The sequence below is a fragment of the Bdellovibrio sp. CKG001 genome, from assembly GCF_055397465.1.
Map to the genome: position 1 here is coordinate 2,568,665 of NZ_AP029173.1, position 25,602 is coordinate 2,594,266.

A 25,602-nucleotide genomic window follows, 5' to 3' on the forward strand; every position below is an offset into this window, starting at 1 on the left:
ATAATTTGATTTTTAGAAAGATTTAAAAAAGGACGTTGCCATGAAACAAGAGATTAAAGTTCCCGCGGTTGGGGAATCCATCACAGAAGCAACCATCGGCAGTTGGACCAAAAAATCCGGCGACTTTGTAAAACGCAATGAAGTGCTTATGCTTCTTGAGACTGACAAAGCCAGCGTGGAAGTTGTTGCAGAAAATGACGGTGTATTGACTATCAATCCAGGCTGTGAGGCTGGTGCGGTTGTTCAAATCGGCGCAACAGTTGCAACTCTTGATACGGACGCAAAACCGGCAGCGGGCGCAGCAGCTCCTGCGGCTGAAACTCCGAAAGCTGCTCCAGCTTCCGCACCTGCCGGTGCTGCAGCTCTGCCGGCTGCCGCCGCCTCTGCGCACCTGTCCCCGGCTGTTAACAGAATCGTAAATGAAAAGGGTCTTGATCCCTCTGCGATCCAAGGCACAGGCAAAGACGGCCGCCTGACGAAAGGGGACGTTCTTGAGGCTTCCGCCTCCACTAAAGCTACGGCGGACAAGCCGGCAGCTAAGGCCGCTCCTGCGACAGTAACTCCGGTTGCTACGGGCCCGTCGAAACAAGGCGACAAAAAACTTGTTCCAATGACGACTATCCGCAAACGTATCGCGGAAAAACTGAAGGAAGCGCAAAACACAGCAGCTCTATTGACCACTTTCAACGAAGTGGACATGGGCAAAGTGATGGAGCTTCGCTCTAAATACAAAGACAAATTCAAAGAAAAGTACGGCGTGAATCTGGGCTTTAACGGCTTCTTCGTGAAAGCGGTTGTCGAAGCACTGAAAGACTTCCCTGCGGTGAACGCATGGATCAACGGCACAGACATCGAGTATCACAACTACTACAATATCGGTATTGCCGTTTCCACTGAGAAAGGCCTGATGGTGCCGAACATTAAAGATGCGGACACTTTGTCATTGGCTGGTATTGAACTCGCTATTCGCGATTTGGCAGCAAAAGGTCGTGACGGCAAAATCACTCCTAACGATCTGGGCGGCGGCACCTTCTCCATCACGAATGGGGGCGTGTTCGGTTCCTTGCTTTCAACTCCGATCCTGAACTTCCCGCAGTCAGCTATCTTGGGCCTTCACAAAATCCAGGATCGTCCTATGGCGATCAACGGCAAAGTGGAAATCCGCCCGATGATGTATCTGGCGTTGACTTACGATCACCGTATCATCGATGGCAAAGAGGCTGTGAGCTTCCTTGTGAAAATTAAAGAACTTGTCGAAGATCCTGAACGATTGCTTCTAGAGGTATAATCATGGCAGACACTCAATTTGACCTAATTATTATTGGTTCCGGTCCCGGCGGTTACGTAGGGGCCATTCGTGCAGCTCAGCTGGGTCTTAAAACGGCCGTGATTGAAAAAGATAAAACCTATGGCGGCACTTGCTTAAACGTAGGTTGCATCCCGTCCAAAGCGCTTCTTGAAAGCTCTGAACACTATCAGGCGGCTCAGCATGATCTAGCGGCTCACGGTGTGAAAGTATCCAAAGTCGATTTGGATCTTCCAACCATGCAGGCTCGCAAAGACAAAGTTGTAAAACAAAACACCGAAGGCATCGCCTTCTTGTTCAAAAAGAACAAGATCACTCCCTTCAACGGCCTGGGTAAAATCGTGGCTCCGGGGAAAGTGGAAGTAAAAGGTGCTGACGGCAACACGCAGATTCTTACGACCAAAAATATCGTGATCGCAACTGGATCTGTCCCCGTGGAGCTGCCGTTCTTGAAGTACGATGAAAAACGTATCGTCTCCAACACAGGCGCTCTGGCGTTGGATCAGGTTCCAAAAACCATGATCGTTGTCGGTGGTGGTGTCATCGGCTTGGAGCTGGGCTCTGTATGGCAGCGTCTGGGTGCTAAAGTCACCGTGATCGAGTATGCCAACCGTCTGGGCGGCACGATGGATCAGGACTGTATGAATGTGCTTAAAAAGTCCCTGGAAAAAGAAGGTATGACTTTCCTTCTATCCACCAAAGTGACAGGTTCTAAAGTGGGCAATGATGGCGTTGAAGTGACCTATGAGTCTTTGACTGATGGGAAAGCTTCATCGATGAAAGCGGATGTTGTGCTTGTTTCTACAGGCCGCAAACCATTCACGACAGGTGTGGGCTGCGAAGAAATGGGCATCCAAAAGGATCCTCAAGGCCGCATCATCGTCGATAAACACTATCAAACCAACGTTCCTGGCATCTATGCCATTGGTGACGTTATTGCCGGTCCTATGCTTGCGCACAAAGCGGAAGAAGAAGGCGTGGCATTGGCAGAAATCCTGGCTGGTGGTGCAGGTCACGTGAATTACGACACGGTTCCAGGTGTGATCTATACTCACCCGGAAATTGCTTCTGTCGGTATCACTGAAGAATACGCCAAAGAAAAAGGTCTTGAAATCAACGTGGGTAAATTCCCGTTCATGGCCAACGGCCGTGCGCGCGCGAAAGGTTACACGGAAGGTTTCGTCAAAATCATCGCGGATAAGAAAACAGACAAAATCCTGGGCGCTCACATGGTGGGTCCAAGCGTGTCTGAACTGATCCACGAAGTGATCGTGTGCATGGAGTTCGGCGGCAGCAGCGAAGATCTGGCAAGATCCTTCCACGCCCACCCGACTTTGTCTGAAGTTGTGCGTGAAGCGGCTTTGGCCGTTGAAAAACGTCAACGCCAGATGTAGTCGGCCCCGCCGGCAGTGCGGAATTGCCGACCGGCGATTCAGCTGAAGCAGCAAAAACAAAACCCACAGTCACCGACTGTGGGTTTTTTCTTTTCCGCGTATTCAACCAGCTATAACTTCTTCAAATAGATTTGCATCTTATCCTGTCCAGGCACCGAAATGTCGGCACGGCAGTTTTTTGAGGCCGTCGTCGTCTGCGTCTGAACATAAAAGGTCAAATTCGTCTGGTCCGTGGCATAAGAGAACAACCCGGTCATTTGATAGATTTCACTTTGATAGGCCCCTGCCGTGCCCGAGTAGTTTGTGCCATCCCAAAGACGATAACGACAGTAAACCCCGGCATCCACTGGATACATCGAAAAAAGTAATACCGTCAGCTCATAATCTCCCGCGGGAAGACTTGCGAAACGAATGCCCGGAATCTTGCCTTCCGTTGGAGCCGAAGCCAGCCCCGTCACCGTGGCCGCGTTACATGCTGTCACATTCGAAAAAGAGGCATACGAAGTATTGGCATGTTCCCACACGCACCCCGCCTTTCCCAGCATCGTCAAAGACCCCATCAGGGTGCTTGTCCCCGGGATGTTCACGTTACAGATAATGCCAGTTCCGGTACCATCTGAAGTACACATCTTATTCGCAGTCATACCACCCACACCCAAGACCGGGACATTGCCTGAAGCACTCCCCGTTGTCGCCACAGCCGCGGTTCCCAACCCCAAAGCTGTGCGGGCATTGGCCGCTGTCGCAGCCCCCGTACCGCCGTTTGCAATTGGTAAAACTGAAGTTCCCACAACATCCGCAGAAGCCAAATCAATAGCACCAAAGGTCGGCGCACCGCCACCTGCTGGCACACGCAAAACCTGATTAGCAGTCCCGGCAGCTGTTGCAACAGGCGAAGACCCTGCTCCACCGCCCAATACAACCCCGTGCTGAGTCAGCGCCGCCGACGAAGCCATAGTTGTGCCGGAATTGAAATAAGGAATTCCACCTGAAGTGCCTGACGTCAAACCTGTACCACCTTTGGCGACTGTGGCCGTCGGCAAAACGGAAGCAGAAACACTCCCTGTCGCAAGATTACTGGCATTGATATTCGTCAGTGCAGACCCATCCACGGCCGGAAGCTTGGAATCAGATCCCAGTCTGACAATCTGATAGGCCCCCGTCCCGTGGTTCACTCTGGCAACACCGGACGCCACGATCATTCCTGAAGTATCAGCACTGGTATCAAACTGCACAAGACCCTTTGCTGCGTAAGTTGCATCCCCGGGACTCGATCCCGAAGAGTCCGCCGAACAATCCCAGGTTTTGGCTGTGTTATTCCATTTTAAAATCTGCCCGTCAGTGCAGGCCGAAGTGCTGGCCGCCACTGTCAGCTTGGCTGCGCCATCATAGTATCTCAATGCCTTCAGATCCGAATTGTACCACGATAGCCCCTTGTGACCGGCATTCAACACCAGGGCATCTTCCTGCACTTGCGTGAAGTTCCCCAAAAGCAGTGTTTTAGTGGCGCTCATTGTGATGTGACCGCTGGCCAGGATATCTTCGCCACCCATATTCAGATCGCCCGTCATTGTGCCACCGCTCAAAGGCAATTTAGGATTGGCTGTGTCAGCAGCACCGACACGCGCATCCACCGCAGTGTTAAAGTCAGTCATCTGACTCGCAGTCACACTGATATTAGAACATGTAAAGGTGTCTGAAACCGCATTCCAAATTGAAACCTGGCTGGTCGAGCACTGCTGCAAAACGCTCATCTGCAGGCGGTCTTCCAGGGCCGTCTGCAAACCCGTGATCTGCGAGATCGGCAGACTGCCGACACTTAAAACACCAGCGCCATTTACAGACAAGCCAGAACCCACCTGCACAACGCCGGTGCTGGCGGCGGTAGCCACCGGCACGGCTCCGCCCGTATCAGTCACGCAGGAAAAGCTGGCTCCATTGGATTTCAAAACCTCACCCGCTCCACAGTTGGGTAATGCCGATTTCGCAAACGGGCGCACCGTTGGATCGGTTTCATTATTCGGAACCTCGGCGCTTAAGTCAGACAACTTGGCATAATCACCTGCAGACGCTCCACCAAGCTTTTCAGAGTCACGGGCCATGGCCGCCTCTTGCGCCACCATCGAATATGGGACTGTGCCAATCTGATGATAAGGCAAAATAGTACGTGGCCCGCCAGCGCCTGTATTAAAGACAATCTTCACTTTACGCAAATCCCCGGCTGCCGGCGTGTAAGTTCCGTTACACACCGTGGATTCACTGCCCTGATCTTCCGACTGAAGTCCATTGAGGGTTGTCGTGTGATTTGAAAAAACCTTCAGGATATTTTCCCGGGTTTGTTCCTGTCCTGCTGTGGCATACACATTCACAGCTCCGGTTCCAGTCCCCACGGAAAGTGAAAAAGCCCCCTCGGAGCCAGACATATCTTTTCCCAGATGTTGTTCTTCATACAATAGGCAGTTGTTGGGACTGAGAACTTTAACTGTAAAATCCACACTGACCGCAGCCAAAGGAAGATCTGTCGTATTGTCCATGATGCGCCCTGAGATATTTACGGTCTTAGGGCCGCTGGCCTGTGCTATGGAGAGGAAAAGAAGTCCGATCAACAAAAATCCGCATGCGAATGACATAGATCGCCTCACATCACCTGAAAACGAACATTAACTTCTGCACGATAGGCACCGTCTTGCGACTGGGCCTGCTCTGTCGTAATGACCTCGCCGACCACACCTTCGGCTCTGTATTGCCCCGTGTGATCCTGCGCTATCATTTGACGAGAAGGAGCGATGACTATTTTTCCTTTGCTTGATACGAAGGGGCCTACCCCTCTATACAAAGACTCGATAGAGGCTTCCATTGAACAGCCTCCAAGTACTCCCATTGTACATAGTAAAAGACAGATTTTTACCTTTAGGTTCATTACTTGGAAAGATCGGATTTTTGTGAGGTCGCCTTTAAATCATTGCAACGATTTAAGATTTACCTGTCTCAATGTGAGACAACCCAACGACTCAGCTATTGACACAAAAAGCTGAGCACCTTCCATGCCGGCTGAACCGCAGGCTCTTGCGGAACTTCTTCCGCAGTGGGTTCATACTGATTGATCAAATCGCTTTCGTATTTGGCACAGTCTTTCTTCTTGAAGTTCTTTTCCGATGGCAGAGATTCCAAAACAGAAACCATCAGATCCATGTGGGCCTCGTCTTGCGCTCCTTGTGGTACGCTGTTGTCGCGGAGACTTTTTATCTGTCCCACCACACGGTTCATTGCGCGAAAACGATCCCGGTTGTTTTTGGCCTTGCCGACTTCTTTTTCCAGAAGTTCCGCCAAGGTATCGACTTGTTGGCGCACACTGCGGTTGCTGTAGATCGGAATCTCTTTGCCTCCAGCCCCGTAAGAAACTGAAGTGGCCCCCAGACACAGACTGCCCAAGACTGCCCAAATTAAGATACCCGATTTCATAACGACCTCCAGACCCTTTATCTTACGTTCTGGAGCTTTTTTCAATCACGACCCTATTGGTAATCCAAATACTGCTGATTTTTTAATTATGATTCATGAGAAAGCACACATGGCGAAAATATAAAGGCTGCCCCTAAAGGCCCACCAACGCCGTCAGTGGGGCCTTTTTCACCTGCCAGCTTATGAGCAGATGCCTTCGATGATTTCGTAGGATCTTTTCAACGCAGGGTGCGTCGGACGATGCTCCGCATAGGGTTCAAAGTCGATCATCACACGGGCTTTGTATTCGGGACACTTTTCAACGGAAAATTCCCTGTCCGTTGCCACATGCTCTAAAGACGCCGTCGAGTAGTCCAAATAGACTTCCCTGTCGACAGATTGAAGCGAGTTTTGTTTACGAACTTCTTCGATCGTCGAAAGAGTTTGCTTTAGAATTTCCACTTTTGCACTGGCCGGCATACGGGAATGAACCTGTCTGTTAAGAACGTTGAGCTGCCCGTCCACACTGCGAACCACGTCGGCCACCTTCATGATCGTCGCTTCACCGCCACCAGCAAAAGGAGCACGCACCTGGAAGGTGAACGCGGACGTCAGCAAAGCAACTGAAATTGATCCTAGAACTGCAAGTATTGGTCTGCTGTACATACTTTAACTCCCATCTCTTTTTCCAACTGCTTATGTTTTGCGGCGACGAAACTCAAATACCCTGGAGCCCCGCCCGCATTTGGATTTGTGATGATCGCATAGGCGTGTGCGATTCTCATGTACTCTGGCAAAGTCAGTTCATCCGACTTGGCAAATACGGCCTTCAGCAGCGGATGGCGGTACTTGTCGTATTTTACTTTCAATTCATTGATCTTTTTCTGCTTGTCATTTTCCGACAGTTTGGCGTTGCCGTTGATGGCTTTGACTTCTTTTTGCACGTGAGGACGCAGATCTTTGTACATCTTCTGAGCTTTCACCACGTCCACGCCCAATTCCCGCAGCACCTCAAGCGAAGTCAGAGCTTTGTCAAACTCTGCCGCATCTTCCGAACCCAGACCGCGCCAGAACGTCGGCAGATTCGTCACGATCGCCCATTTCCCGGTGCTGATGTTCTGGAAGTCGATGTCTTCGTTTTTGATATACTTCTTCTTTTCTTCTCGTTGTTTGATGTAGTTATCCAGATAGATTTTTCCGCTCTGAATACCGGCATTGAAACCCAAAGAAACCAGAATCTGCTTGATCACATTCAGATTGGCATGAGTAGCCCCCAAAGCGCGCAGGCGCTCGACATAGTTACCCTTACCCATGTAACCATTCAGCTCTTCGCCTTCTCTGTAAATGCGGCCATTGATAATGTCATTACCCGCGGAATAGCTTAGACCCGTGGCATTTTTCAGCATACTGCGATAGAAAATCCCAGTGAAAAGAACATTGCGAAGTGGGCTGGACGGAACCGTCATGACCACACAACGATTGGAAGAAGACCACGGTGTGTAGCAATCGGCACCTTCAGACTCGCCCACCAGACAAAGCTTTTTGCCTGCAGGAACTTCCAGAGCGTAAGCGCTTTTTTCGGCCACAATTCTTTTGCAGGATTCTTTGTTGGATTTGGCAATTTCTTTCATATACCAGTCCAAGGTGGATGGCTGTTTGGCATCCATATTATAACGGACGAAAACCTCTTTCAGAGCGCTGACCGTCAACTGTCCCACACCCGCGTCGAAACCGCCGCCCAAGGTGTTCACGTGCAGACCACTTTCGTTGTAAAGCTTCGGCAGAAGCTCCTTCACTGGAATATTCAGACAATCCCCGACATCCACCAAAGCGTTGTAAACACTGTTCACATAGGGCTCTGTCGTACAAGGGGGTTGGAACCCAAGGCCGTCAGCACCTTTAGTCGGAGAAGCCAGCAGCTCTCCTTTAGCTCCGCGACACATCGAAATAGCACCTGATTTGGAGTTTAAAGGAATGAAGTTTTGCATGATAAAGGAAACACATTCCTTCGGTGGGTTGCTGTTCCCCAATTGCGCCCGACTGCGGTTGCCCGCGTAGACTGCCGACATTTTTTTAAGGTCATTGGCAAAATAGTTTCGCTCCGGTCCACACTGCTCTGCCGTCTCAAAGGCACCTTTGGATGCAAAGTCGGCAGTTCCCGCCGTTTCCGGATTTGAGTTTACCGACGCCTGATACCAGCCAAAACCGGCAAAGGCCACGAAACAACAAAATGTGGAAAACCAGAAAGAAGTATTTGAACGTCGCACTAGCTTCTCCTATCAAGTGGAATATCAACTTCTTATCTGTTTAATTGAATCAAAACTGAATGAACTAAAGTCCAGGAACACAGCTAAAAGGTGTAGGTCAAAGCCAGCACAGCATTGGCTCCGCCCAGAAAATAGAAAACTGAGCTTATCTCTTTATTTTCTTCCTGAGTCGCTCCGTAGATATTGGCTGCCGCCAGCAGTGCATGAGTGGCCACACGAATCCATTTGGCCTTGCGTTTTTCTTCCTGTTGCTTGTACAGGAATCTTTGCAGGACCTCATTGCGCTCAGCTAGACTTAAGGATGAGCCCTCGATGGCATAATAAAAAGAATCCAGCTCGTTCCCCGTCCAATAATAAGTGGCTCCAAGTCCGATCGCCGCCAGCCCCAAATTGGAGGTAATGGCAAAGATCGTGCGACTGAAGACTTCTTCTGACTGCTGATACGCGATCGTTCCGCCTATCGCAGCCACCGCCCCGGAAATCATATAAGCCACACCCGTGCGTTCATCTTCCTGCTGCTGATGCAACACATACTGACGAAACTCCGTCCATTGGACAGCACCAGTATAGGCCGTCTCGCGCTTCATTGCCCACGACGGATGAGAAAGCAGAACTGTCATCATCAGCAGCAAAAGCCTCACAGACTCACCCCGAATTGAACGAAGACGCTTTTATTCTGTCTTTCACTCCAATAGGAAAGCCCCGTGGAAAAGCTTTTATAAGTCGCTAGAAATCCTGCCGACTGATCATACTGCGACCCACTGACCACCGCCTGCAGAAGACCCAGTTGATAAGTGATCGCGGCACGAACAGCATCCTGAAAATTTTTGGTTTCATTGTGAATTTGAACCTGCATACCGACTTCCAGCAAGCCCATCGGCACAGTGGGTTTTAGCGAAGCCCCCAACAGCCCCTGCGGTCGGATGGGATACTGTTCTGATTTCTTGGAGCTGACACCCCACTGCGAAAGCATGGCAGAAATCTGCGGCTCCCAAACGGCGTCTTCCCAGGCATACAAAATTCCCGGTTCCACATACAAAATGTCCTGATTGTGAATTTCAAAAAGCTTTTCATTATCACCGGCCATGGCTTCGGCGATGGAAAACGAATTTCCAATGTACTTGATATGTGTGTAGCGCAACTGCAAGCCGGCATAAAAATTTCCGGAAGTGAAACTGGCCAACTGGGCTTTGAGACTTTGTTCTTCCGAAGCGATCAGCTCCACCATAGGAAGAGCTGCATTTTCAAACTGATAAACATACACAAGGCGATATGGCTCAATCGAAACACCCCAAGTCGGCCGCTGAAAAGAGGCTTCAATAGAAATCTCGCCATCCACCATCTCGCGCCGGGAAAAGATTTTGGCAACGCCCTGCTCATCGCTTTTGCCGTTAAGAAGCTCTTCGGCCTCGCGCAGGTATTCCATATTACTTCCCAGCATCAGATCCACATCAAAGCGCGGAGCTTTGTCTTTAGCAACAAAAGCCGGATTGCAGGGAAGCCCCCGGCGGAAGCTGTCCATCGAATAACAAACACTTCCCAGAGATCTGACTAGGAAGCGGCTGCCTCCATCCCGTAAGACCGGAGAATAAGTCGCCCCCTGAGCCGTCAGGGCGGACATCGCTGCAAACAACACAAGAAGTCTCAGAAGCATATTTTCTCCTGAGGCCACGGCACCTTCTGGGCCTCGGCTTTGAAGATCATAAGGTCTGATTCATATTTGGCATATTCACTCTTCTGATCCGGAAAGGCCCGTTGAAGATCCTGCAAAACCAGGATCAGCGTGTCTGTCAATTCAATCATCCACTGGAAGTAAGGTTGCAACTGATCCGAACACAGACTGTGCTTGTGAACCCGACTCCAGGATTGAAGCCCCTGTTCAACGACAGATTTTAACAGCACCACGCGAAGGACTGCTGAATAAAGGCGTGCTCCCGAGTTTGCTTCATGCTCCAGCACCGCCACGGCGGCAGAAATATCGTGGCGTCCCTCTTCTGAAAGCAGCGGCACCTTTTTCCAGTGCTGCGAATACTTTGACAACGATCTCACCAGACTTTGTGTTTGGTGATCCAATGAAAGACCCTCCAGAGGCGCAATCTCGGTTTGAAAGTTCCGCAATACCACAAATGTATAGATCTTCTCGATGCGAATCCCCGCCCGCCCTGCATAGGCTGACGCCAGAGCCATCTTCACATGGGGATGAGAATCTTCCTGCAAGAACTCCTTAAAGTAGCCAATCGCCTCGTCATAGCGCCCCTGATCGATCAGTTTGTGACCGGCAGACAGACGACTTTCGCGAGTCACAGGTTGCTCTTTTGTCTGACACGAAAGAAGAGCAGAAACGGACGCAATAAGTATGAGATGAATGATTGTTCGCATAGATAACGCAGCATACTAATGTCGCTAAGCGCAAAATTCGAGATGACACATAAGGCAGTATAATAATTCCATTGATCCTTACTCCACAGCAATATACCCCTGCCCCGGTGTAACACTTCAGGGAGGCTACATGCGTAATTTCGCTTTTGCTGTAATGATGCTCTTCGCAATGTCCGCTCAGGCGGCGGTTTGGACCGAAGTCAACGAATGGTCCCCGGCCTATGAGGACCGCTTCGCGGAATGGGTGCGCGCGGAATGGCGTACGGACTTCTTCTCTCGCAAATCGTTGAAAAATGGTCAGAGCAATCCTTATTATGGCCTTCGCGTCGACTGTGCCGACACTGTTTATTCCATGCGCATCGTGTTTGCTTACGAAAACCGTCTGCCGTTCATAGCTCAAGACCCGACAGCCTCTGGCAAAACGATTTCCAATAAAATGAGTCGCTGGGATGGTCAAAGCGAAATCAACCGCGTTCGCAACTTCCTGTTGTTCATCTACAACACAATGAGCACTCGCTCACTTCCAAACGACACTTACCCTGTGGCGATCAGCCGTGACACCATCCGTTCCGGTGGTTTGATGGCGACGACAAAAAAGAATCACCACTCTTGGACAATCAAAGAGATCCTGCCTATTGGGGTCCCTTATTTGGTTTACAATTCTGTTGTGGGCGCGAATTCGGGCTTTGGTTTGCAAGAACGTCAGTCCTGGCCCAATCCTGAATGGGTATTTGAGGGTGACTACTCCGCTTCCAGCGGAGCGGGCTTCCGCTACTGGAGACCAGCTTCTGCTTTGAACAAACCTGTTTGGCAGACTCCGGGCTACAGCGATGAACAGTTTAAAATTCCATTGAACAAATGGGTTCGCTACGTACAAAACCGTCTGGCTTTGCGCCAGGAAACGGACGATCAATTGATTGCTCGTTTGATGAAAACCACCTGTGAGGGCTTCACGGGCCGCGTGACCTCCCTCAACGAAGGCATCGACTATCTGAAGCGCAACTCCAAGTGCATGGATTATGCAACTTACGATACTTACTCCACACCAAACCGTGACCGTCGTATTTTTGACGACTTCATGTCCTTGCGTCGTGCGTACCGCGAAATTCTGCAAATCAATGGCGGCAATCAGCTCAGCGCAGGAACAAAAGCTCAATTGGATAAGATCTTCCCGGCCATCAACCTGTCTGTGGCGCAAGAAGCTGCAAAAATGGCGGCACAAACTGTGACAGCTTCTTCTGTCTGCGCGACGGCGTACCTTCCTGGCCGCACCATGGATCTGGCCGAGTTCAAGCGCCGCTTGTTCCTGGGCCTGATTTCCAACAACCCGCACGACGGCGGCGAATACCGCTGGGGTGAGGTTCGTGGACCTTCGCAGCGTGCAAGAACCTGCCAGTCATGGGACCATTGGGCTCCGGACTTAAACCAGGAATAATAAGGAACTATGAGATCGACAAAACTCAGCACTTGGCTTCTGTGGGCACTGGCACTTTTCCTTTTGGGGATTGCAACGGACTATTATTTCCTGCACATCCTTTTCCACCAAAAGCAGCAGGAAGCTATGCAAGTTATGGAAGATCAGGGAGCAGCGATCCCATCGAATGCAACTCCTCAAACCACAGGATCCGATGAAAGTTTTCTAGGGGAAAAGGGTGACTCCGCTACCCCAGCTGACTCCGGCAAAGACAACTTTCTGAAGTCTTTGCAAGAGTGCGCTCCGGAAGTGGCTGCCCAGGCGGTTGCGACCCCTGAAGCCCTGATGGAATATCTGCAGAAAAGCGTGGGCATCGAAAAAGAGGAAATTTCTTTGGAAAACTATCATCTGACTTTGCCAGACGGATCCCTACGCCGTGTGCATTTGATCACGGCTGACAATACCAACGCCAAAGACCGTGTCGAGATCCGCTTCTTCAAACTGGATGCTGAAGGCTATCCGGAACGTCTGCCCCTGAAAGGCGATGAGACCTTGGAGTCCCTGCTGGCTCTGGGCCAAGTCACCCGTCATGAAGTGAAGTCTGAACTTTTCTTGCGCGATAAGACTTCTGTTGCTTTGGAAAAACACGATAACAAAGTCTTTGAGTTCCAATACAACAATCATGGCAAGATCCTTTCTTGCCGTTTCAAAGAATGTCAGTGTCAGTAGGGCCCATCCAAGGTCCAGGACCTTATTAAGAATCCGTCACGGTATTTCAATCCACAAGCCCTCTGTTAAGATTAAACACAGAGGGTTTTATCATGACAAAAAGCGGTTCATTTTTGCATAGCCGAAGCTTGTGGGTCTACTACACCCTCTTCTTTTCAGGGTCCTTAGTCCTTGTCTATCAAGCACTTGGTTGGGAAGTGATTGGCGATTCCGTCAATTTTCTTTGTCTGCTATTTTTCATGAATGGCTTCCTGGCCCGACGTTTTACCCACATTATCGAAAACTCTTTGCTGATGACTTTGGGATATATACTGCCCTTGTTGATCCGAAATTGCCTGAAGCTCTCTTACACAGAGGCCCCTTCGATAAAAGACTTCCTGCAGTTGGCACTGGTTTCCACTTCAACCACTTTCGCTCTGGGTTTGGCCTTTTCCTTTGTCGGAATGATGTTCTTCCACTTCGCTCATAAAATAAAAAAAGTCAGTCGCAGTCGCGTGACGACCAGTACGCTTTCGTCGGATGATTAAAGCCTCTGGCTCTTCAGCTCTGCCGGCGGGGCCGGTTAATCGCCGGTGCTTCCCATTGTGGCCTGTTCGAAGCGATTTTGTTCGGCCATCACCATCAACGACAGTTCTCTTTTTAAGTTGTTAAAATCTGGATCTGCGGGATTGCGCGGGCGAGGAATATCCACCTGCACATCTTTCTTTACGGTGCCCGGGCGATAACTCATCACCACAATACGGTCCGCCAGATATATGGCCTCTTCAATACTGTGAGTGACAAAGACCACGGTTTTTTTAAGATCACTCCATATCTTTAACAGCTCATCCTGCAAACTTCGGCGGGTTAAAGCATCCAGAGCGCCAAAGGGTTCATCCATCAACATGATCGGAGGATCCAGTGCCAGCACGCGCGCAATCGCAACCCGCTGTCTCATACCACCTGAGAGGTCTTTGGGAAAACGGCGGCGGAAGTCTGTCAGTTTCAATGTCTTTAAAAGTTGCTGTAGTTTTTCTTCGATCTTCGCCGGATCTGCTTTTTTGATTTTAAGACCGAAGGTGATATTCTCCTCGACCGTCATCCATGGAAACAAGGCGTACTCCTGAAAGACCATGCCTCGATCCGGGCCTGGTTCAGAGACATCCTGCCCTCCGACCACAACCCTGCCTTCAGATGGCAGGGAAAACCCCGCTATCGCATTGAGCAACGTGCTCTTGCCACACCCCGACGGCCCCAACAAACAGACGAACTGCCCTTCGGGGATACTGAAGTCAATGTCCCTCAGTGCGACCACGTCCTGCTCTGATCCTTTAAAGACTTTTGAAACATGTTTGATTTGAATCTGTGCCTGATCTGCCATTATTCCAAACCTCGATGCCATCGCAGCAGATAGTTGTTCAAACGACTGACCACGGTATCAATGGCAAGCCCCAGAAGACCGATAGAAAACATCCCGGCAATGATCTTGTCTGACCAGAAATATTCCCGGGCCTCCAAAATGCGATACCCCAAACCGTTGTTCACAGCGATCATTTCAGCCACGATCATACAGATAAAGCCAGTTCCAATACCAATACGCACACCACTTAAGATATAAGGCATCGCAGCTGGTACGATGATCTTGCGGAACATTAAAAAAGACCCCGCTCCCAGATTCTTTCCGGCTCGGATATAGATGCTGTCCACGGCTCGAACTCCGACAATCGTATTCATCAAGACGGGAAAAAAAGCGCCCAATGCAATCAGAAACACGGCGGGAGGATTGCCCAAACCGAACCACAGAATGGCCAGCGGAATATAAGCAATCGGAGGGATCGGACGAAGCACCTGGATTAAGGGATTCATATAGTCATAGATGTGCTTACTGGCTCCCATCAAAAGCCCCAGCGGCAGCGCAAGCCCCGCACCGATAACAAATCCCATCAGCACACGATAGAAGCTTTCCCACATGTCCCGTACCAGTTCCCCGGAAAAATACCAGGCAAACTTCGACCCTTGTGACGGATCATATTCCTCCAAAGGCATCAAATACTGATACCACTTGATAAGAACAGCCGAGGGCGCCGGAAGAACCTGAGGGTTCACCCATCCTGCACGCACCACCGCCTCCCACACCAGGATGACAATGGCCGGCACCCACACACCCTTAAGCTGAGAAAGGAGGCTTTTCTCGGCCGCCATCTATTTGACTCCCAACGCGGTCTTGGCCTCGGTCAAAAGATCCAGCTTCACCCAGTCCGAGGCTTTAGGTGGTTTTTGCATACGCCCGACACCGTACTTCTGCATAAAATCCGTGGTGATCTGAATATGCTCAATCGTCAGATCATAAGTGTAAGGCGAGTTGCCAATGGCATCTTTGAAATCCTGAGAGGTGATCTGATTTTTGAACATCTTTGATATCACGTACTTCTCGGCCACTTCCGGCTTTTCGATGAACAACTTTGTCACTTCAACAAAGCACTTCATAAAACGTTGCGCCACCGGGCGTTGGGTGTTGTACATTTTTTCGGTCATAACCAAAGTGCGAATTGGTTCGCCCATGGGCGTGTCATAGGGTTTCAACAGCTCCACTCCAAAGCCTTTATTGATCGCCTGGGACGCCTGAGGTTCGCTCTGAGCCATGGCATCGATGTTCTTGGCCTGCAGCGCCTGATTCAAATCTGCGAAGGCCATGTAGACGATCTGCACGTCTTTGCCCTTTTGATCAGACCAGGTCAGATTGTTCTTGGCTAGTTCCGCCAAAAGCAGCAGTTCCTGGGCACCCCCTCGGGCGACACCGACCTTTCGACCTTTGAAATCTTTAACTGACTTAATGGGCAGATCCGGACGAATCACGATGCGTGCGCCGCCTTCTGCAAAACCTGCCACGGCGAAAATGGGAACACCCCCGGCTCGACCTGCAATGGCGGCATCGGCTGCACTGGCCGCCACGTCAATTTCTCCGGCGATGATCGCGGGCATAATATCAATGCCCTTGGCAAATACCCGTTCTGTGACTTTCAGATTGTACTTTCCGCAATACTCGCTCATGTAACTGATCGCCCCATAGTGAGCAAACTTAAGATTCCCGACACGCACCAAATCAGGTGCTTGGGCTTGAGCATGAAAATGAAACAGTGAGATCAGAAGAATCCATCCCGTAAGCTTGACCACTTTCATAAAAGGTCCTCCTCCAGCGAAAAGAAATCTTTATGAAAGTATCGTCAAACTATTGGCAGATGATGGCAAGACGAAGACAGGTGTTTGTGTTGTTACACAGGCGCAGCCGTCAACCGGGCAAAAAAAAAGCCTCTCGACACAACATCGAGAGGCTCAGTAATGACTTCGAAATTAGATCCAAAGACTGCGAACGCCACGCTCTTTGGCCACTTGTTCCGCCAGCTCGTAACCCGCATCCAAGTGTCTGAAGACACCCATTGCCGGATCGGCTGTCAATACGCGCTCTAAGCGACGTGCGGCTTTTTCCGTTCCGTCCGCTACGATCACCTGACCTGCGTGCTGGCTGTAACCCATACCCACGCCACCACCGTGATGCAAGCTGACCCAAGTCGCTCCGCACGCCGTGTTCACAAGGGCATTCAACAAGGCCCAGTCGCTGACAGCGTCGGAGCCGTCTTTCATCGCCTCGGTTTCACGATTAGGTGAAGCCACAGAGCCGCAGTCCAAATGGTCTCGACCGATCACGATTGGCGCTTTCACTTTGCCTTCAGCGACAAGCTTGTTGAATAGCAAGCCCGCTTTGGCACGCTCGCCATATTCTAGCCAGCAAATACGCGCTGGCAAACCTTGGAAGGCAATGCGCTCTTCAGCCATATCCAACCAACGCAGAAGATCTTTTTTGTGCGGGAACAATTCGCGAAGCGCATCGTCTGTCACTTTAATATCATTAGGATCACCAGACAAAGCCACCCAACGGAATGGACCCGAGCCTTTGCAGAACAAAGGACGAATGAACGCTGGAACAAACCCTGGGTAATCAAAGGCATTTTCAACACCGGCTTCCTGAGCACGCGCACGCAGATTGTTACCATAGTCAAACGTCACAGCACCGCGATCCTTCATGATCAACATGCCACGAACGTGTTTGGCCATGGAATCGTAAGCGGCCTTCAAATAGGCCTTTTGATCTTTTTCACGGAAGGTTTTTGCTGTTTCAACAGTATAACCCTCTGGGATGTAGCCCACCAATGGATCGTGCGCCGAAGTTTGATCCGTCAAAAGATCTGGCGTGAAGTTTTTCTCGATCAATTGATGGATGACAGTTGCCATATTGCCTTGCAAGGCGATGGATTTCGCCTCACCAGCTGCCGTGTATTTTTTGATGCGCGCCAAAGCATCATCAAGATCCGTGGCCACTTCGTCCACGTACTTGGTTTCAAGACGTTTTTGGATGCGAGTGGGGTCAATCTCTACTGCCAGAACACAAGCACCAGCAAAAACACCCGCCAAAGGCTGTGCGCCACCCATGCCACCCAGGCCCGCAGTCAGGATCACACGACCCGTCAGGTTGCCATTGAAATGCTGGCGACCAGCTTCAACGAAAGATTCGTATGTGCCCTGAATGATCCCTTGGGTCCCGATGTAAATCCAAGAACCCGCCGTCATCTGACCGTACATCATCAGACCTTTTTTATCGAGTTCGTTGAAGTGTTCCCATGTTGCCCACTTCGGCACCAAGTTGGAGTTCGCCAAGAGAACACGTGGAGCGTCTTCGTGAGTTTTCAAAATGCCAATTGGCTTACCGGATTGAACCAGCAGAGTTTCGTCGTTTTCAAGCTCTTTTAACGCTTCCAAAATCTTGTCGAAAGATTCCCAGTTACGAGCCGCTTTACCGATACCACCATAGACCACCAGATTTTCAGGATGCTCCGCGATCACCGGATCCAGATTGTTTTGAATCATACGGTAAGCAGCTTCCTGCAACCATCCCTTACAAACCAACTTATTCCCTGTAGGGGCTTTCACAACACGAGACATAAATCCTCCAAAAGGTACCTGCTTACTTTTACAGAAGCAGTGCGCTAGATTTTAAAAAACTACCATTCCAGTTCGCCGACTGTTTGTTCGACGACTTTCATCAATTCTCCAGACACCATCATGGCTTTGATCGCCTCGACGTCTTTAGAGAAAATGCGGTCTTCTTTTGCAAACGGAACTGTTTTGCGGATGTGCTCATGCACAGCCTTCACCGCCGCTGCGGGCTTTAATGGAGCCAGCAAATCCAGAGCCTGCGTCGCTGACAGCAACTCCATCGCGATCACGTTTTCTGCGTTACGCAGAATCTGCGCAAACTTTCTGGCTGCGATCGTGCCCATGGATACGTGGTCTTCTTTCTCCGCCGATGTCGGGATGGAGTCCACGCTCGCTGGGTGCGCCAAGACTTTGTTTTCACTCACCAAGGAAGCGGCTGCCACCTGCACGATCATGTGACCGGAGTTCAAGCCCCCGTTTGGAGTCAGGAACGGTGGAAGCTCACTCATTTGAGTGGAGATCATCTTGGAAATACGGCACTCGCTGATGCTGGCTTGAGAAGAAAGCGCGATCCCCGCAAAGTCCATCGCGTGCGCCACTGGCATGCCATGGAAGTTACCACAGGATAGAACTTTGTTCGCATCCGCAAACACCAGAGGATTGTCGGTGGAAGAGTTCGCCTCAGTTTCAAGAACCTTCACCGCATATCTCAAAGCATCTTTCGCAGCCCCATGAACCGCTGGCATACAACGCAAAGAATACGCATCCTGCACGCGCGGATCGTTCACGGCGTGACTTTCTGCGATCGGGCTGGTTTCGCCCATAAGTTTAATCAAATTGCGCCCCGTCTTGCCTTCGCCGGCATGAGGACGGCTGGCCTGAATCAAAGGATCAAATGGCTTTCGGGAACCACGCAGGCCTTCCAAAGTCATTGCTCCTGCCAGATCCGCCAACCACAACAAGCGACGGTTTTCCCACAAGGACAAAAGACCGATGGACGTCATCACCTGACAGCCATTGATCATGGAAAGACCTTCTTTGGCTTTCAGCTCCAGCGGAGTGATACCTTTTTGCTTCAACAATTCAGTCACGTGAACGGGCTTGCCGTCAGCGCCCCACGCTTCGCCCTCACCAATGATGGTCAACGCCAGGTGAGACAGCGGAGCCAAGTCACCACTGGCCCCCACAGAACCCTGGGAAGGCACCACCGGAATGATATCGTTGTTCAGGAACTCAAGAATTTTTTCAACAACCAGGGGACGAATACCGCTGTGACCTTTTGCCAGGGCATTGGCACGAAGAACCATCATGGCGCGCGTTTCGGTTTTCGTGAACGGCGCCCCAATCCCCATGGAATGAGAACGGATCAGATTTCTTTGCAGTTGTTCAATTTCAGCGTCTGAAATACGAACAGAAGAGAAGGCGCCGAAACCGGTGTTCACGCCATACATCACTTCGCCACTGGAAATACGACCTTCGATATAGTCACGGGACTTTTGCATGTTGGCTCTTCCGGACGCGGAAAGCTCTGCCTTGATCGAAGGGTTGTGGGCGATCTGATATAGGTTTTCAAGTGTGATATTTTCACCAGTAATCTGCATAGTAGGCCTCTCTTAAAGAAGCCCGCATCCTAGCGCAAAACCCCCACCCCAATCAAAGAAAGGTGCCTGGTTGTTTTTTCTGGCTATGGCGCATCAAAGACCCCAATAACGCGCTATTGCCAGAAAAAACAACCAGGCACCTTTTAACGGAAAAAGCCATTCTGGGGTTAGCAGAATGGCTTTTTGATGTTTCTTGTTTTGTTTGGAAATTAGAACTCTAGAGGCAAGGACACAGAGAACACGTAACTTTCGTTTTGAGCGTCTGTTGTCAAAGCAACCGGACCATCCCATTTGTCCCAAGTGTCTTTGATGTACTCAAGATTCAAGGAAACAAACGGCAGACCTGTGAAGCCCAAGCCGACTTTCACGTTTTTACCTTCAAACTTGTAGTCACCAACCTTGATGTCGTTCGTAAGACCAACACCCACCCATGCACGCAAAAGAATCGGGAAATCAATTCCCACGACACCAGACAAAGTGGATCGCTTTGCATCTTCTTTTGTACCAACATCAGGATCCGTTTCACCACTTCCCATTGTGTAGTCAGCACCTACCCACAACATCAACGGAGTTTTGTAAGCCAGGCGCAAGCCCAATTGAGAACCCGTCAGCTTCCCATCTGGATCCGTGGTCTTACCCATTTCATAACCCACATACGGTTCAATCAAAATATCCGCTTTGGAAACGCTCCCAAATCCAAGAACTGCAACCAACACTACTAAGAGCTTTTTCATAAAGTCTTCTCCTTTTGTAACCCAAAAATATTTTGGACTCCCCTAAAATTCTGAGAGGAGTCCGCCCAAGGGTCAACGATGCAAAGACCGAAACAGTCCCCTCTGGCCCTTAAGCTGGCCGGACCTTCACACAGGAGTTCTTATGTACAAGGACGACAAAGAATATTATGAATCCCTGCCCCGCAAACGTATTGGTGTCGCCGCTCTGATATTCTACAAAAGAATGCTGCTGATCATACAGCCTGGATATAGTTCCAGTTGGATTCTACCTGGGGGCACAGTGGAATATGAGGAGTCCCCACTAGAAGCTCTCATTCGAGAAGTGCAAGATGAGCTAAAGCTCAAGATCGTACCAAAAAACCTGATCGCTGTTGATTATGTCGCCAACACCGACGTCAAAGGAGAATATCTTCAACTGGTCTTTTCAACCGAAGACTTAACCGAAGAACAAGCCCAGTCCATCGAAGCTAAATTCTATGACGTTAAAAACTATCGCTTCACGGACTTCGATGAAGCCCTGCCATTACTGGCACCGAACATCGCCAGACGTCTGCAAAGCCTGCAAGATCACCCCAATGAAATCCTCTACCTAGAAAACGGCAAACAAAACCCCATCGCCCTGCTGAATCTTTAAAAGGTGCCTGGTTGTTTTTTCTGGCTACTGCGCAGCAGACAACAAAACTTACTTAACCAAAGCCAGACAAACGCGCGCCCCAAAGCCAACTAAACACCCCCAGCACGACGACTGATGCGTTGTAGCCAGAAAAAACAACCAGGCACCTTTTAAGCGTTTTTAAGAGTAGTGATGGCGGAGCGGTATTCTTTGCCGAAGACATAGCTGCCAGCGACGAAGACGTCAGCTTCGTGGCAGATCTTCGCGGTGTCGGCGTTGATGCCGCCGTCCACTTCGATCAGACAATTCAACTTTTTGGACGAAATTTCTTCGCGCAGACGCGTGATCTTAGCAACTTGATCGTGCATGAAGGACTGACCTCCAAAGCCCGGCTCGACAGTCATAACTAAAACCAAATCACACAGCGGAAGCAGCGGTAAGACCTGCTCTACCGGTGTGCGCGGTCTTAAGGTGATGCCCGCTTTGGCACCCAACTCGCGGATCTTGCGCAAAGTTCCTGCGGCATCTTTGGTGGATTCCACATGAATGGTCAGATAATCACTGCCCGCTTTGATGAAGTCTTCCACATAGCGTTCCGGCTCTTCGATCATCAGATGCACATCCAATGGCAGTGAAGACACCTTTTTCAAAGACTTCACAACAGGAATACCAATCGTGATGTTCGGAACAAAACGCCCGTCCATCACATCGACATGCACCCAGTCCGCCCCAGCTTCTGTAATGGCTTTGATCTCTTTTTCAAGATTGGCAAAGTCCGCTGACAAAATAGAGGGCGCAACCATTTTAGACACCGAGCATATCTCCAACTTTTAGAGGATGACCTTTGAGGAAGTCCTGAGCCAGCATACGGTTCCGGGATTCAGGCTGAAGTTCATAGATTTTCAAAATCCCATCACCGGTCGCAACCGAGAAGTGATCATCATTAACAGAGGTCACCGTTCCCGGCGCCACTGTGGTGATACCAGAAACCGGCTTCACCTTATGAAGTTTTAGCTTTTTTCCCTGCAACAAAGTGTAAGTGCCAGGTCCATAAACAAAACCACGGACCTTGCCATCAATCGCCTTGGCCGAAGTCGCCCAGTCAATCTGGGATTCCTGCTTTTCAATTTTTTTGGCTAAAGTCACTTGGGATTCATCCTGCGGAACCGGCGCCAGATTTCCGCGCACATAATCCATCAGCTCCACCTGCAGAAGTTCCGCTCCCAGACGAGCCAGTTCATCATGCAGCTCCAGCGCATTCATTTCAGGAGTGATCTTCACACGGCGAATGCCAATGATGTCGCCGGCATCAAGCTTACGCACCATCTTCTGCAAGGTGACCCCGGATTCGACGTCACCCGCTTCAATCGCACGCTGAATCGGTGCGGCCCCACGCCAACGGGGCAACACAGAACCGTGCACGTTCACGCAACCAAATTGGAAAGAGTCCAAAAACTCTTGCGTCAGGATCTGACCGAACGCCACGACAACCGCGACTTCAGCCCCCCAGGTTTTGATTTCTTGAAGCATCAAGGGATTGGCTTTTAAAGACTCCGGCGCCAGGACTTTCAAACCGTGGGCTTGTGCCAGGGCTTTGACCGGGCTCGGGGTCAGTTGCAACTTACGACCGGCGGGACGATCCGGCTGGGTCACAACACCGACGACCTCAAAGTGCTCATCAGAAAGAAGAGCTTTCAACGAGGTCACGGCAAATTCAGGCGTCCCTAGAAAACAGACACGGACCTTGCTCACACTTCACACTTTTCTTCGTCAATTGCTGCTTCAGCCTGCGCGTCCTCGGACGCTTCGGCACTGCCGGCTTTCGCCGACTTAACCGGGTAGCCGTACTTTTTGATTTGGTTTTTGATTTTATTGCCCTTCACGAAGCTCAAGTGGTCGATGAACAAAGTTCCTTCCAAATGATCCATTTCGTGCTGCATGCAGATCGCAAGCAAACCGTCAGTTTTAACGATAAATTCTTTGCCGTTCACATCAAACGCTTTCATTTCGATGTAGTCAAAGCGCTGAACTGTTTCGTAGTAACCAGGGATGGACAGGCAACCTTCGTCAAAAGTGGTTTTACCTTCGCCTTTAACAATCTCAGGATTGATCAAAACCAACGGCTGTTTCACGGCCGCTTCAAGTTCGGTCATTTCTTCGTATTTGTAACGGCGGCCCTTTTCGTCTTTAGGGCGCGTATCGATCACCACCATACGAACCAGCTCCCCCACTTGCGGGGCGGCCAGGCCGATACCATTGGCGTGATACATAGTTTCAATCATATCCTCTGCCAGTTTGGCGATTTCAGGGCCAAAGGTTTCTACCGGCTGCGAAACTTCTCGCAACTTAGGGTCAGGGAATGTGAGGATTTTCATGATCATGGGAACCTCCGGGAGGCCCCCATTATATCAGCGTTTGAGCTTTTTGAGAAGAACGAAGGCCACGCCCAACATAACTATGTTGGGGGTCCAAGCGGCTGCGACCGGAGGGAGCGTCCCGTGCTGCCCCAGGGTGATCCCGGACGAATAAAACACGTAATAGGCAAAGACCAGGGCCAGACAGATCCCGACATTCAACATGGTCCCGCCCGAACGAGCCCGCCCCACGCTGAAAGGCAAGCCCAGCAGACACATGACCAGGCCCGCAAAGGCAAAGCTGATCTTGGAGTGATAATCGACCTCATAGGCCACCGTATCCAATCCAGCGTCCCGGTTTTTATCAATAAAGCGTTCCAGTTCCTTCTGGGACATCATATCCGCCGTCTGACCGGCGCTTTGCAGATCTTTGGAGTCCTCAGCCATCACGATACTTTTGGTTTTAAAGGGACTTGTCAGTGGGAAGCTTGAGTCCTTGCTAAAGATGGTGACTGTCCCCTTCTCCAGCAACCACTGGGCCCCTTGAATCTTCACCTGAGCTGCCGTGATCATTTGCACCAAATCCCATTCATCGCTGAAGAAATACATGGTCAAACCCTGGGCTCCGTCCCCTTTGGCATTCAATGTCTTAATATTGAAAATAGAGTTCTTGGAGCGGTACCAGATACGGTCTGTTTTAATCGTGGAAAAACGATGCGGCTCTTTTTTCAGATCGTAATACAAAATGTAGTTTTTTTGCTTGGTCGCGCGCGGAAGCACCCGGTCCGACACCGCATACCCCAAAGCCGAAATCGCCGCCACTAGCGCCAACATGGGCAAAGTGATACGAATCAAGCTCATCCCGCTGGCAAATAACGCAACGAGTTCATTGGCTTTATTCAAGCTGCTCAACGTCAGAATAACGCCCAACAAACAGGCAACCGGAAGCAACTGGTGCACAATGCCGGGGAAGGAATATATGTAATAATTAACCAAGGCCGAGGGCGCCACGTCCTTGTAATTCACCATCGTGCTCATCGCATCCACAGCCGTAAAAAGCGTCAGAAACACCAAAAGGCCACCGACGAAGTAGCCTAGAAAAAGCCCTGCTGTGTATCGATCAATTCTGTTCACGTCTGATCCTCTTAAACCTATCTGCTTCAGCATACGCGTCTGTCAACACTCCGACTTCATCGGAGTCGCCGGTGCTCCAGCTCTGCCGGCGAAGCCGAACAACGCCGATAACCCTTGACTGGAGGCGGAAATCCTATTTTACTTTGCTTATGGCTTTACGCGTCTTGCTTGCAGATGAGAGTTCCACAATCAAAAAAGTAATGCAACTGGCATTGTCTGACTTCGGGGTTGAAGTTAAATCGGTCCCCGTGGGTCTGGACGTGTTGCAAGTGGCTAAGACCTTCAAGCCTGACATTGTTTTCGCCGACGTCCTTTTGACCAAAAGATCCGGATATGAGGTCTGCGCTGATCTGAAAAATGATTCCGAAACTGCTCACCTTCCTGTCGTATTGATGTGGAGCGGTTTTATGGAGATCGACGAGGCCAAGGCAGTGGAATGTCAAGCGGACCGTCGCCTGGAAAAGCCGTTTGATGCGGATCATTTGCGCACGATTGTTTCGGACCTGGTTCAAAAAACCAAATCCAACCCTGTCAGCAGTTTTTTGACGTTCCCGGAAATGCCGGAATTTGAGGAAACTCCTGCTGAAGCCGAAGCATCTGCCCAAGAACACTCAGACTATGCCATGCCAGAGGAAAAATCCGAAGGCTTCCTGAATATTCCTGAAATTGATGCAGATGAGGCCAACCTTCTGGAGGTTTCCGGCGAGGAGTTTTCGGCCGTTCCGTTGACGTCCCCTAAAGGCGAAGACGAACACGATGAAGGCGGCTGGGCGCATCAGGATCTGACCAAATTCAAAATCCAAATCCCGGAAGTTGAAAGTGCTGATTTTGCCTCTAAATTCGTGATCCCTCAGGATGACGAACTTTCAGGTGCCCACATTGAAATGGATGGCGACTTCGAAGAGATCAGCTTTGTGAAGCCTTCTGCGGAAGTGACAAAAACCAAGGCTCCAACGGCGGAATCCTTCATTTCCAACGTGGAAAAATCCGTCAAAGATCAAATGATGGAAACCCTTAAAAAAGGTGCAACAAAAGTCACCTCCACAGGGGCGGCTCCGTCACCTGCTTCTAATGCTAAGCCCAATACACAATCCAAGGTGGACTTAGACCCCAATATGATGGAAAAGATTATCCGTGAGGAAGCTCGCGAAGTGATCGAATCCATTTGCTGGAAAGTCCTTCCCGAGATCGCTGAGCGCATCGTGCGCGAAGAAATCAAAAAGATCCTCCGCGAAACTGAAAAGTCTATCTAAAGCGGTCAGTCA

Annotated in this window: 25 protein-coding genes; 7 read left to right on the forward strand and 18 right to left on the reverse strand. The window is 50.3% G+C overall.

Annotation, left to right across the window (positions count from 1 at the left end):
* The first annotated feature begins 40 nt into the window (after window positions 1-40).
* Both odhB and lpdA read left to right on the forward strand, forming a co-directional pair.
* Window positions 41-1,288 carry a 2-oxoglutarate dehydrogenase complex dihydrolipoyllysine-residue succinyltransferase gene (gene odhB / locus ACZ50P_RS12115; RefSeq protein WP_464131420.1) on the forward strand — a complete coding sequence of 416 codons (1,248 nt, stop codon included), beginning with the start codon at window positions 41-43 and terminating at the stop codon, window positions 1,286-1,288.
* A gap of 2 nt (window positions 1,289-1,290) precedes the next feature.
* Entirely contained in the window at window positions 1,291-2,700 is a 1,410-nt protein-coding gene (gene lpdA / locus ACZ50P_RS12120; protein ID WP_464131421.1) for a dihydrolipoyl dehydrogenase, read from the forward strand.
* A gap of 110 nt (window positions 2,701-2,810) precedes the next feature.
* Here lpdA and ACZ50P_RS12125 read toward each other — a convergent pair whose 3' ends face one another.
* The 8 genes from ACZ50P_RS12125 to ACZ50P_RS12160 all read right to left on the reverse strand — a co-directional run bounded on the left by ACZ50P_RS12125 (window position 2,811) and on the right by ACZ50P_RS12160 (window position 10,787).
* Window positions 2,811-5,330, reverse strand: coding sequence for a cell wall anchor protein (locus tag ACZ50P_RS12125; protein WP_464131423.1), 2,520 nt, complete (start codon window positions 5,328-5,330; stop codon window positions 2,811-2,813).
* A gap of 8 nt (window positions 5,331-5,338) precedes the next feature.
* Complete coding sequence (locus tag ACZ50P_RS12130) at window positions 5,339-5,557, reverse strand: hypothetical protein (protein WP_464131425.1); 219 nt, start codon at window positions 5,555-5,557, stop codon at window positions 5,339-5,341.
* Window positions 5,558-5,715: 158 nt separating this feature from the next.
* The gene (locus ACZ50P_RS12135) at window positions 5,716-6,162 is read right to left on the reverse strand and encodes a hypothetical protein (RefSeq protein WP_464131427.1); all 447 of its coding nucleotides are present in this window, start codon (window positions 6,160-6,162) and stop codon (window positions 5,716-5,718) included.
* 180 nt (window positions 6,163-6,342) lie between these two features.
* Window positions 6,343-6,807 (reverse strand): hypothetical protein, encoded by a 465-nt coding sequence (locus ACZ50P_RS12140; RefSeq protein WP_464131429.1) that lies wholly within the window; start codon window positions 6,805-6,807, stop codon window positions 6,343-6,345.
* A complete protein-coding gene (locus ACZ50P_RS12145) occupies window positions 6,777-8,408 on the reverse strand; it encodes a hypothetical protein (protein ID WP_464131431.1) in 1,632 nt (543 codons plus the stop codon). The genes ACZ50P_RS12140 and ACZ50P_RS12145 overlap by 31 nt, the downstream gene beginning before the upstream one ends.
* 83 nt (window positions 8,409-8,491) lie before the next feature.
* Entirely contained in the window at window positions 8,492-9,049 is a 558-nt protein-coding gene (locus ACZ50P_RS12150; RefSeq protein WP_464131432.1) for a hypothetical protein, read from the reverse strand.
* Window positions 9,046-10,062: a hypothetical protein gene (locus ACZ50P_RS12155; RefSeq protein WP_464131434.1), complete on the reverse strand. Its 1,017-nt coding sequence runs from the start codon at window positions 10,060-10,062 to the stop codon at window positions 9,046-9,048. The genes ACZ50P_RS12150 and ACZ50P_RS12155 overlap by 4 nt, the downstream gene beginning before the upstream one ends.
* The gene (locus ACZ50P_RS12160; protein WP_464131436.1) at window positions 10,053-10,787 is read right to left on the reverse strand and encodes a hypothetical protein; all 735 of its coding nucleotides are present in this window, start codon (window positions 10,785-10,787) and stop codon (window positions 10,053-10,055) included. The genes ACZ50P_RS12155 and ACZ50P_RS12160 overlap by 10 nt, the downstream gene beginning before the upstream one ends.
* A 130-nt stretch (window positions 10,788-10,917) precedes the next feature.
* Here ACZ50P_RS12160 and ACZ50P_RS12165 point away from each other — a divergent pair, with 130 nt between their 5' ends.
* The 3 genes from ACZ50P_RS12165 (at window position 10,918) to ACZ50P_RS12175 (ending at window position 13,457) form a co-directional block, all read left to right on the forward strand.
* Window positions 10,918-12,222 carry a hypothetical protein gene (locus tag ACZ50P_RS12165; RefSeq protein WP_464131438.1) on the forward strand — a complete coding sequence of 435 codons (1,305 nt, stop codon included), beginning with the start codon at window positions 10,918-10,920 and terminating at the stop codon, window positions 12,220-12,222.
* A gap of 9 nt (window positions 12,223-12,231) precedes the next feature.
* Complete coding sequence (locus tag ACZ50P_RS12170) at window positions 12,232-12,930, forward strand: hypothetical protein (RefSeq protein WP_464120485.1); 699 nt, start codon at window positions 12,232-12,234, stop codon at window positions 12,928-12,930.
* A 239-nt stretch (window positions 12,931-13,169) separates the two neighbouring features.
* On the forward strand, window positions 13,170-13,457 hold the full coding sequence (locus ACZ50P_RS12175) for a hypothetical protein (protein ID WP_464131440.1): 288 nt from the start codon (window positions 13,170-13,172) through the stop codon (window positions 13,455-13,457).
* Window positions 13,458-13,492: 35 nt separating this feature from the next.
* On the opposite strand, the gene ACZ50P_RS12180 is transcribed toward ACZ50P_RS12175, so the two are convergent.
* The 6 genes from ACZ50P_RS12180 to ACZ50P_RS12205 form a co-directional block, all read right to left on the reverse strand.
* A complete protein-coding gene (locus ACZ50P_RS12180) occupies window positions 13,493-14,290 on the reverse strand; it encodes an ABC transporter ATP-binding protein (protein ID WP_464131441.1) in 798 nt (265 codons plus the stop codon).
* Window positions 14,290-15,111, reverse strand: coding sequence for an ABC transporter permease (locus ACZ50P_RS12185; protein ID WP_464131443.1), 822 nt, complete (start codon window positions 15,109-15,111; stop codon window positions 14,290-14,292). Before ACZ50P_RS12185 ends, ACZ50P_RS12180 begins: the two co-directional genes overlap by 1 nt.
* Window positions 15,112-16,089, reverse strand: coding sequence for an ABC transporter substrate-binding protein (locus tag ACZ50P_RS12190; protein WP_464120481.1), 978 nt, complete (start codon window positions 16,087-16,089; stop codon window positions 15,112-15,114).
* 171 nt (window positions 16,090-16,260) lie between these two features.
* Complete coding sequence (gene hutU / locus ACZ50P_RS12195) at window positions 16,261-17,907, reverse strand: urocanate hydratase (RefSeq protein ID WP_464120480.1); 1,647 nt, start codon at window positions 17,905-17,907, stop codon at window positions 16,261-16,263.
* Between the two features lie 59 nt (window positions 17,908-17,966).
* The gene (hutH, locus tag ACZ50P_RS12200) at window positions 17,967-19,502 is read right to left on the reverse strand and encodes a histidine ammonia-lyase (protein WP_464131445.1); all 1,536 of its coding nucleotides are present in this window, start codon (window positions 19,500-19,502) and stop codon (window positions 17,967-17,969) included.
* Between the two features lie 209 nt (window positions 19,503-19,711).
* Complete coding sequence (locus ACZ50P_RS12205; RefSeq protein ID WP_464131447.1) at window positions 19,712-20,236, reverse strand: outer membrane beta-barrel protein; 525 nt, start codon at window positions 20,234-20,236, stop codon at window positions 19,712-19,714.
* A gap of 142 nt (window positions 20,237-20,378) precedes the next feature.
* Here ACZ50P_RS12205 and ACZ50P_RS12210 point away from each other — a divergent pair, with 142 nt between their 5' ends.
* Window positions 20,379-20,870: an NUDIX domain-containing protein gene (locus ACZ50P_RS12210; RefSeq protein ID WP_464131449.1), complete on the forward strand. Its 492-nt coding sequence runs from the start codon at window positions 20,379-20,381 to the stop codon at window positions 20,868-20,870.
* Between the two features lie 149 nt (window positions 20,871-21,019).
* On the opposite strand, the gene rpe is transcribed toward ACZ50P_RS12210, so the two are convergent.
* Genes rpe through lptG form a run of 4 tightly spaced genes read right to left on the reverse strand, consistent with a single transcriptional unit; the run spans window position 21,020 to window position 24,337 of the window.
* A complete protein-coding gene (gene rpe, locus ACZ50P_RS12215; RefSeq protein WP_464135212.1) occupies window positions 21,020-21,652 on the reverse strand; it encodes a ribulose-phosphate 3-epimerase in 633 nt (210 codons plus the stop codon).
* 1 nt (window position 21,653) lies between these two features.
* Window positions 21,654-22,601, reverse strand: a complete 948-nt coding sequence (gene fmt, locus ACZ50P_RS12220) for a methionyl-tRNA formyltransferase (protein WP_464131451.1) — start codon at window positions 22,599-22,601, stop codon at window positions 21,654-21,656.
* Window positions 22,598-23,230: a peptide deformylase gene (def, locus tag ACZ50P_RS12225; protein ID WP_464120475.1), complete on the reverse strand. Its 633-nt coding sequence runs from the start codon at window positions 23,228-23,230 to the stop codon at window positions 22,598-22,600. The genes fmt and def overlap by 4 nt, the downstream gene beginning before the upstream one ends.
* Before the next feature lie 27 nt (window positions 23,231-23,257).
* On the reverse strand, window positions 23,258-24,337 hold the full coding sequence (gene lptG, locus ACZ50P_RS12230) for an LPS export ABC transporter permease LptG (RefSeq protein ID WP_464120474.1): 1,080 nt from the start codon (window positions 24,335-24,337) through the stop codon (window positions 23,258-23,260).
* Window positions 24,338-24,486: 149 nt separating this feature from the next.
* Here lptG and ACZ50P_RS12235 point away from each other — a divergent pair, with 149 nt between their 5' ends.
* A complete protein-coding gene (locus tag ACZ50P_RS12235) occupies window positions 24,487-25,590 on the forward strand; it encodes a response regulator (protein WP_464120473.1) in 1,104 nt (367 codons plus the stop codon).
* Window positions 25,591-25,602 lie beyond the last annotated feature (12 nt).

Bases quoted from the DNA above. Each gene is read 5' to 3' on its own strand.
- odhB (WP_464131420.1), top strand. From the start codon at position 41: ATGAAACAAGAGATTAAAGTTCCCGCGGTTGGGGAATCCATCACAGAA.
- lpdA (WP_464131421.1), top strand. From the start codon at position 1,291: ATGGCAGACACTCAATTTGACCTAATTATTATTGGTTCCGGTCCCGGC.
- ACZ50P_RS12125 (WP_464131423.1), bottom strand. From the start codon at position 5,330: ATGTCATTCGCATGCGGATTTTTGTTGATCGGACTTCTTTTCCTCTCC.
- ACZ50P_RS12130 (WP_464131425.1), bottom strand. From the start codon at position 5,557: ATGGAAGCCTCTATCGAGTCTTTGTATAGAGGGGTAGGCCCCTTCGTA.
- ACZ50P_RS12135 (WP_464131427.1), bottom strand. From the start codon at position 6,162: ATGAAATCGGGTATCTTAATTTGGGCAGTCTTGGGCAGTCTGTGTCTG.
- ACZ50P_RS12140 (WP_464131429.1), bottom strand. From the start codon at position 6,807: ATGTACAGCAGACCAATACTTGCAGTTCTAGGATCAATTTCAGTTGCT.
- ACZ50P_RS12155 (WP_464131434.1), bottom strand. From the start codon at position 10,062: ATGCTTCTGAGACTTCTTGTGTTGTTTGCAGCGATGTCCGCCCTGACG.
- ACZ50P_RS12160 (WP_464131436.1), bottom strand. From the start codon at position 10,787: ATGCGAACAATCATTCATCTCATACTTATTGCGTCCGTTTCTGCTCTT.
- ACZ50P_RS12165 (WP_464131438.1), top strand. From the start codon at position 10,918: ATGCGTAATTTCGCTTTTGCTGTAATGATGCTCTTCGCAATGTCCGCT.
- ACZ50P_RS12170 (WP_464120485.1), top strand. From the start codon at position 12,232: ATGAGATCGACAAAACTCAGCACTTGGCTTCTGTGGGCACTGGCACTT.
- ACZ50P_RS12175 (WP_464131440.1), top strand. From the start codon at position 13,170: ATGAATGGCTTCCTGGCCCGACGTTTTACCCACATTATCGAAAACTCT.
- ACZ50P_RS12180 (WP_464131441.1), bottom strand. From the start codon at position 14,290: ATGGCAGATCAGGCACAGATTCAAATCAAACATGTTTCAAAAGTCTTT.
- ACZ50P_RS12185 (WP_464131443.1), bottom strand. From the start codon at position 15,111: ATGGCGGCCGAGAAAAGCCTCCTTTCTCAGCTTAAGGGTGTGTGGGTG.
- ACZ50P_RS12190 (WP_464120481.1), bottom strand. From the start codon at position 16,089: ATGAAAGTGGTCAAGCTTACGGGATGGATTCTTCTGATCTCACTGTTT.
- hutU (WP_464120480.1), bottom strand. From the start codon at position 17,907: ATGTCTCGTGTTGTGAAAGCCCCTACAGGGAATAAGTTGGTTTGTAAG.
- hutH (WP_464131445.1), bottom strand. From the start codon at position 19,502: ATGCAGATTACTGGTGAAAATATCACACTTGAAAACCTATATCAGATC.
- ACZ50P_RS12205 (WP_464131447.1), bottom strand. From the start codon at position 20,236: ATGAAAAAGCTCTTAGTAGTGTTGGTTGCAGTTCTTGGATTTGGGAGC.
- ACZ50P_RS12210 (WP_464131449.1), top strand. From the start codon at position 20,379: ATGTACAAGGACGACAAAGAATATTATGAATCCCTGCCCCGCAAACGT.
- rpe (WP_464135212.1), bottom strand. From the start codon at position 21,652: ATGGTTGCGCCCTCTATTTTGTCAGCGGACTTTGCCAATCTTGAAAAA.
- def (WP_464120475.1), bottom strand. From the start codon at position 23,230: ATGATCATGAAAATCCTCACATTCCCTGACCCTAAGTTGCGAGAAGTT.
- ACZ50P_RS12235 (WP_464120473.1), top strand. From the start codon at position 24,487: ATGGCTTTACGCGTCTTGCTTGCAGATGAGAGTTCCACAATCAAAAAA.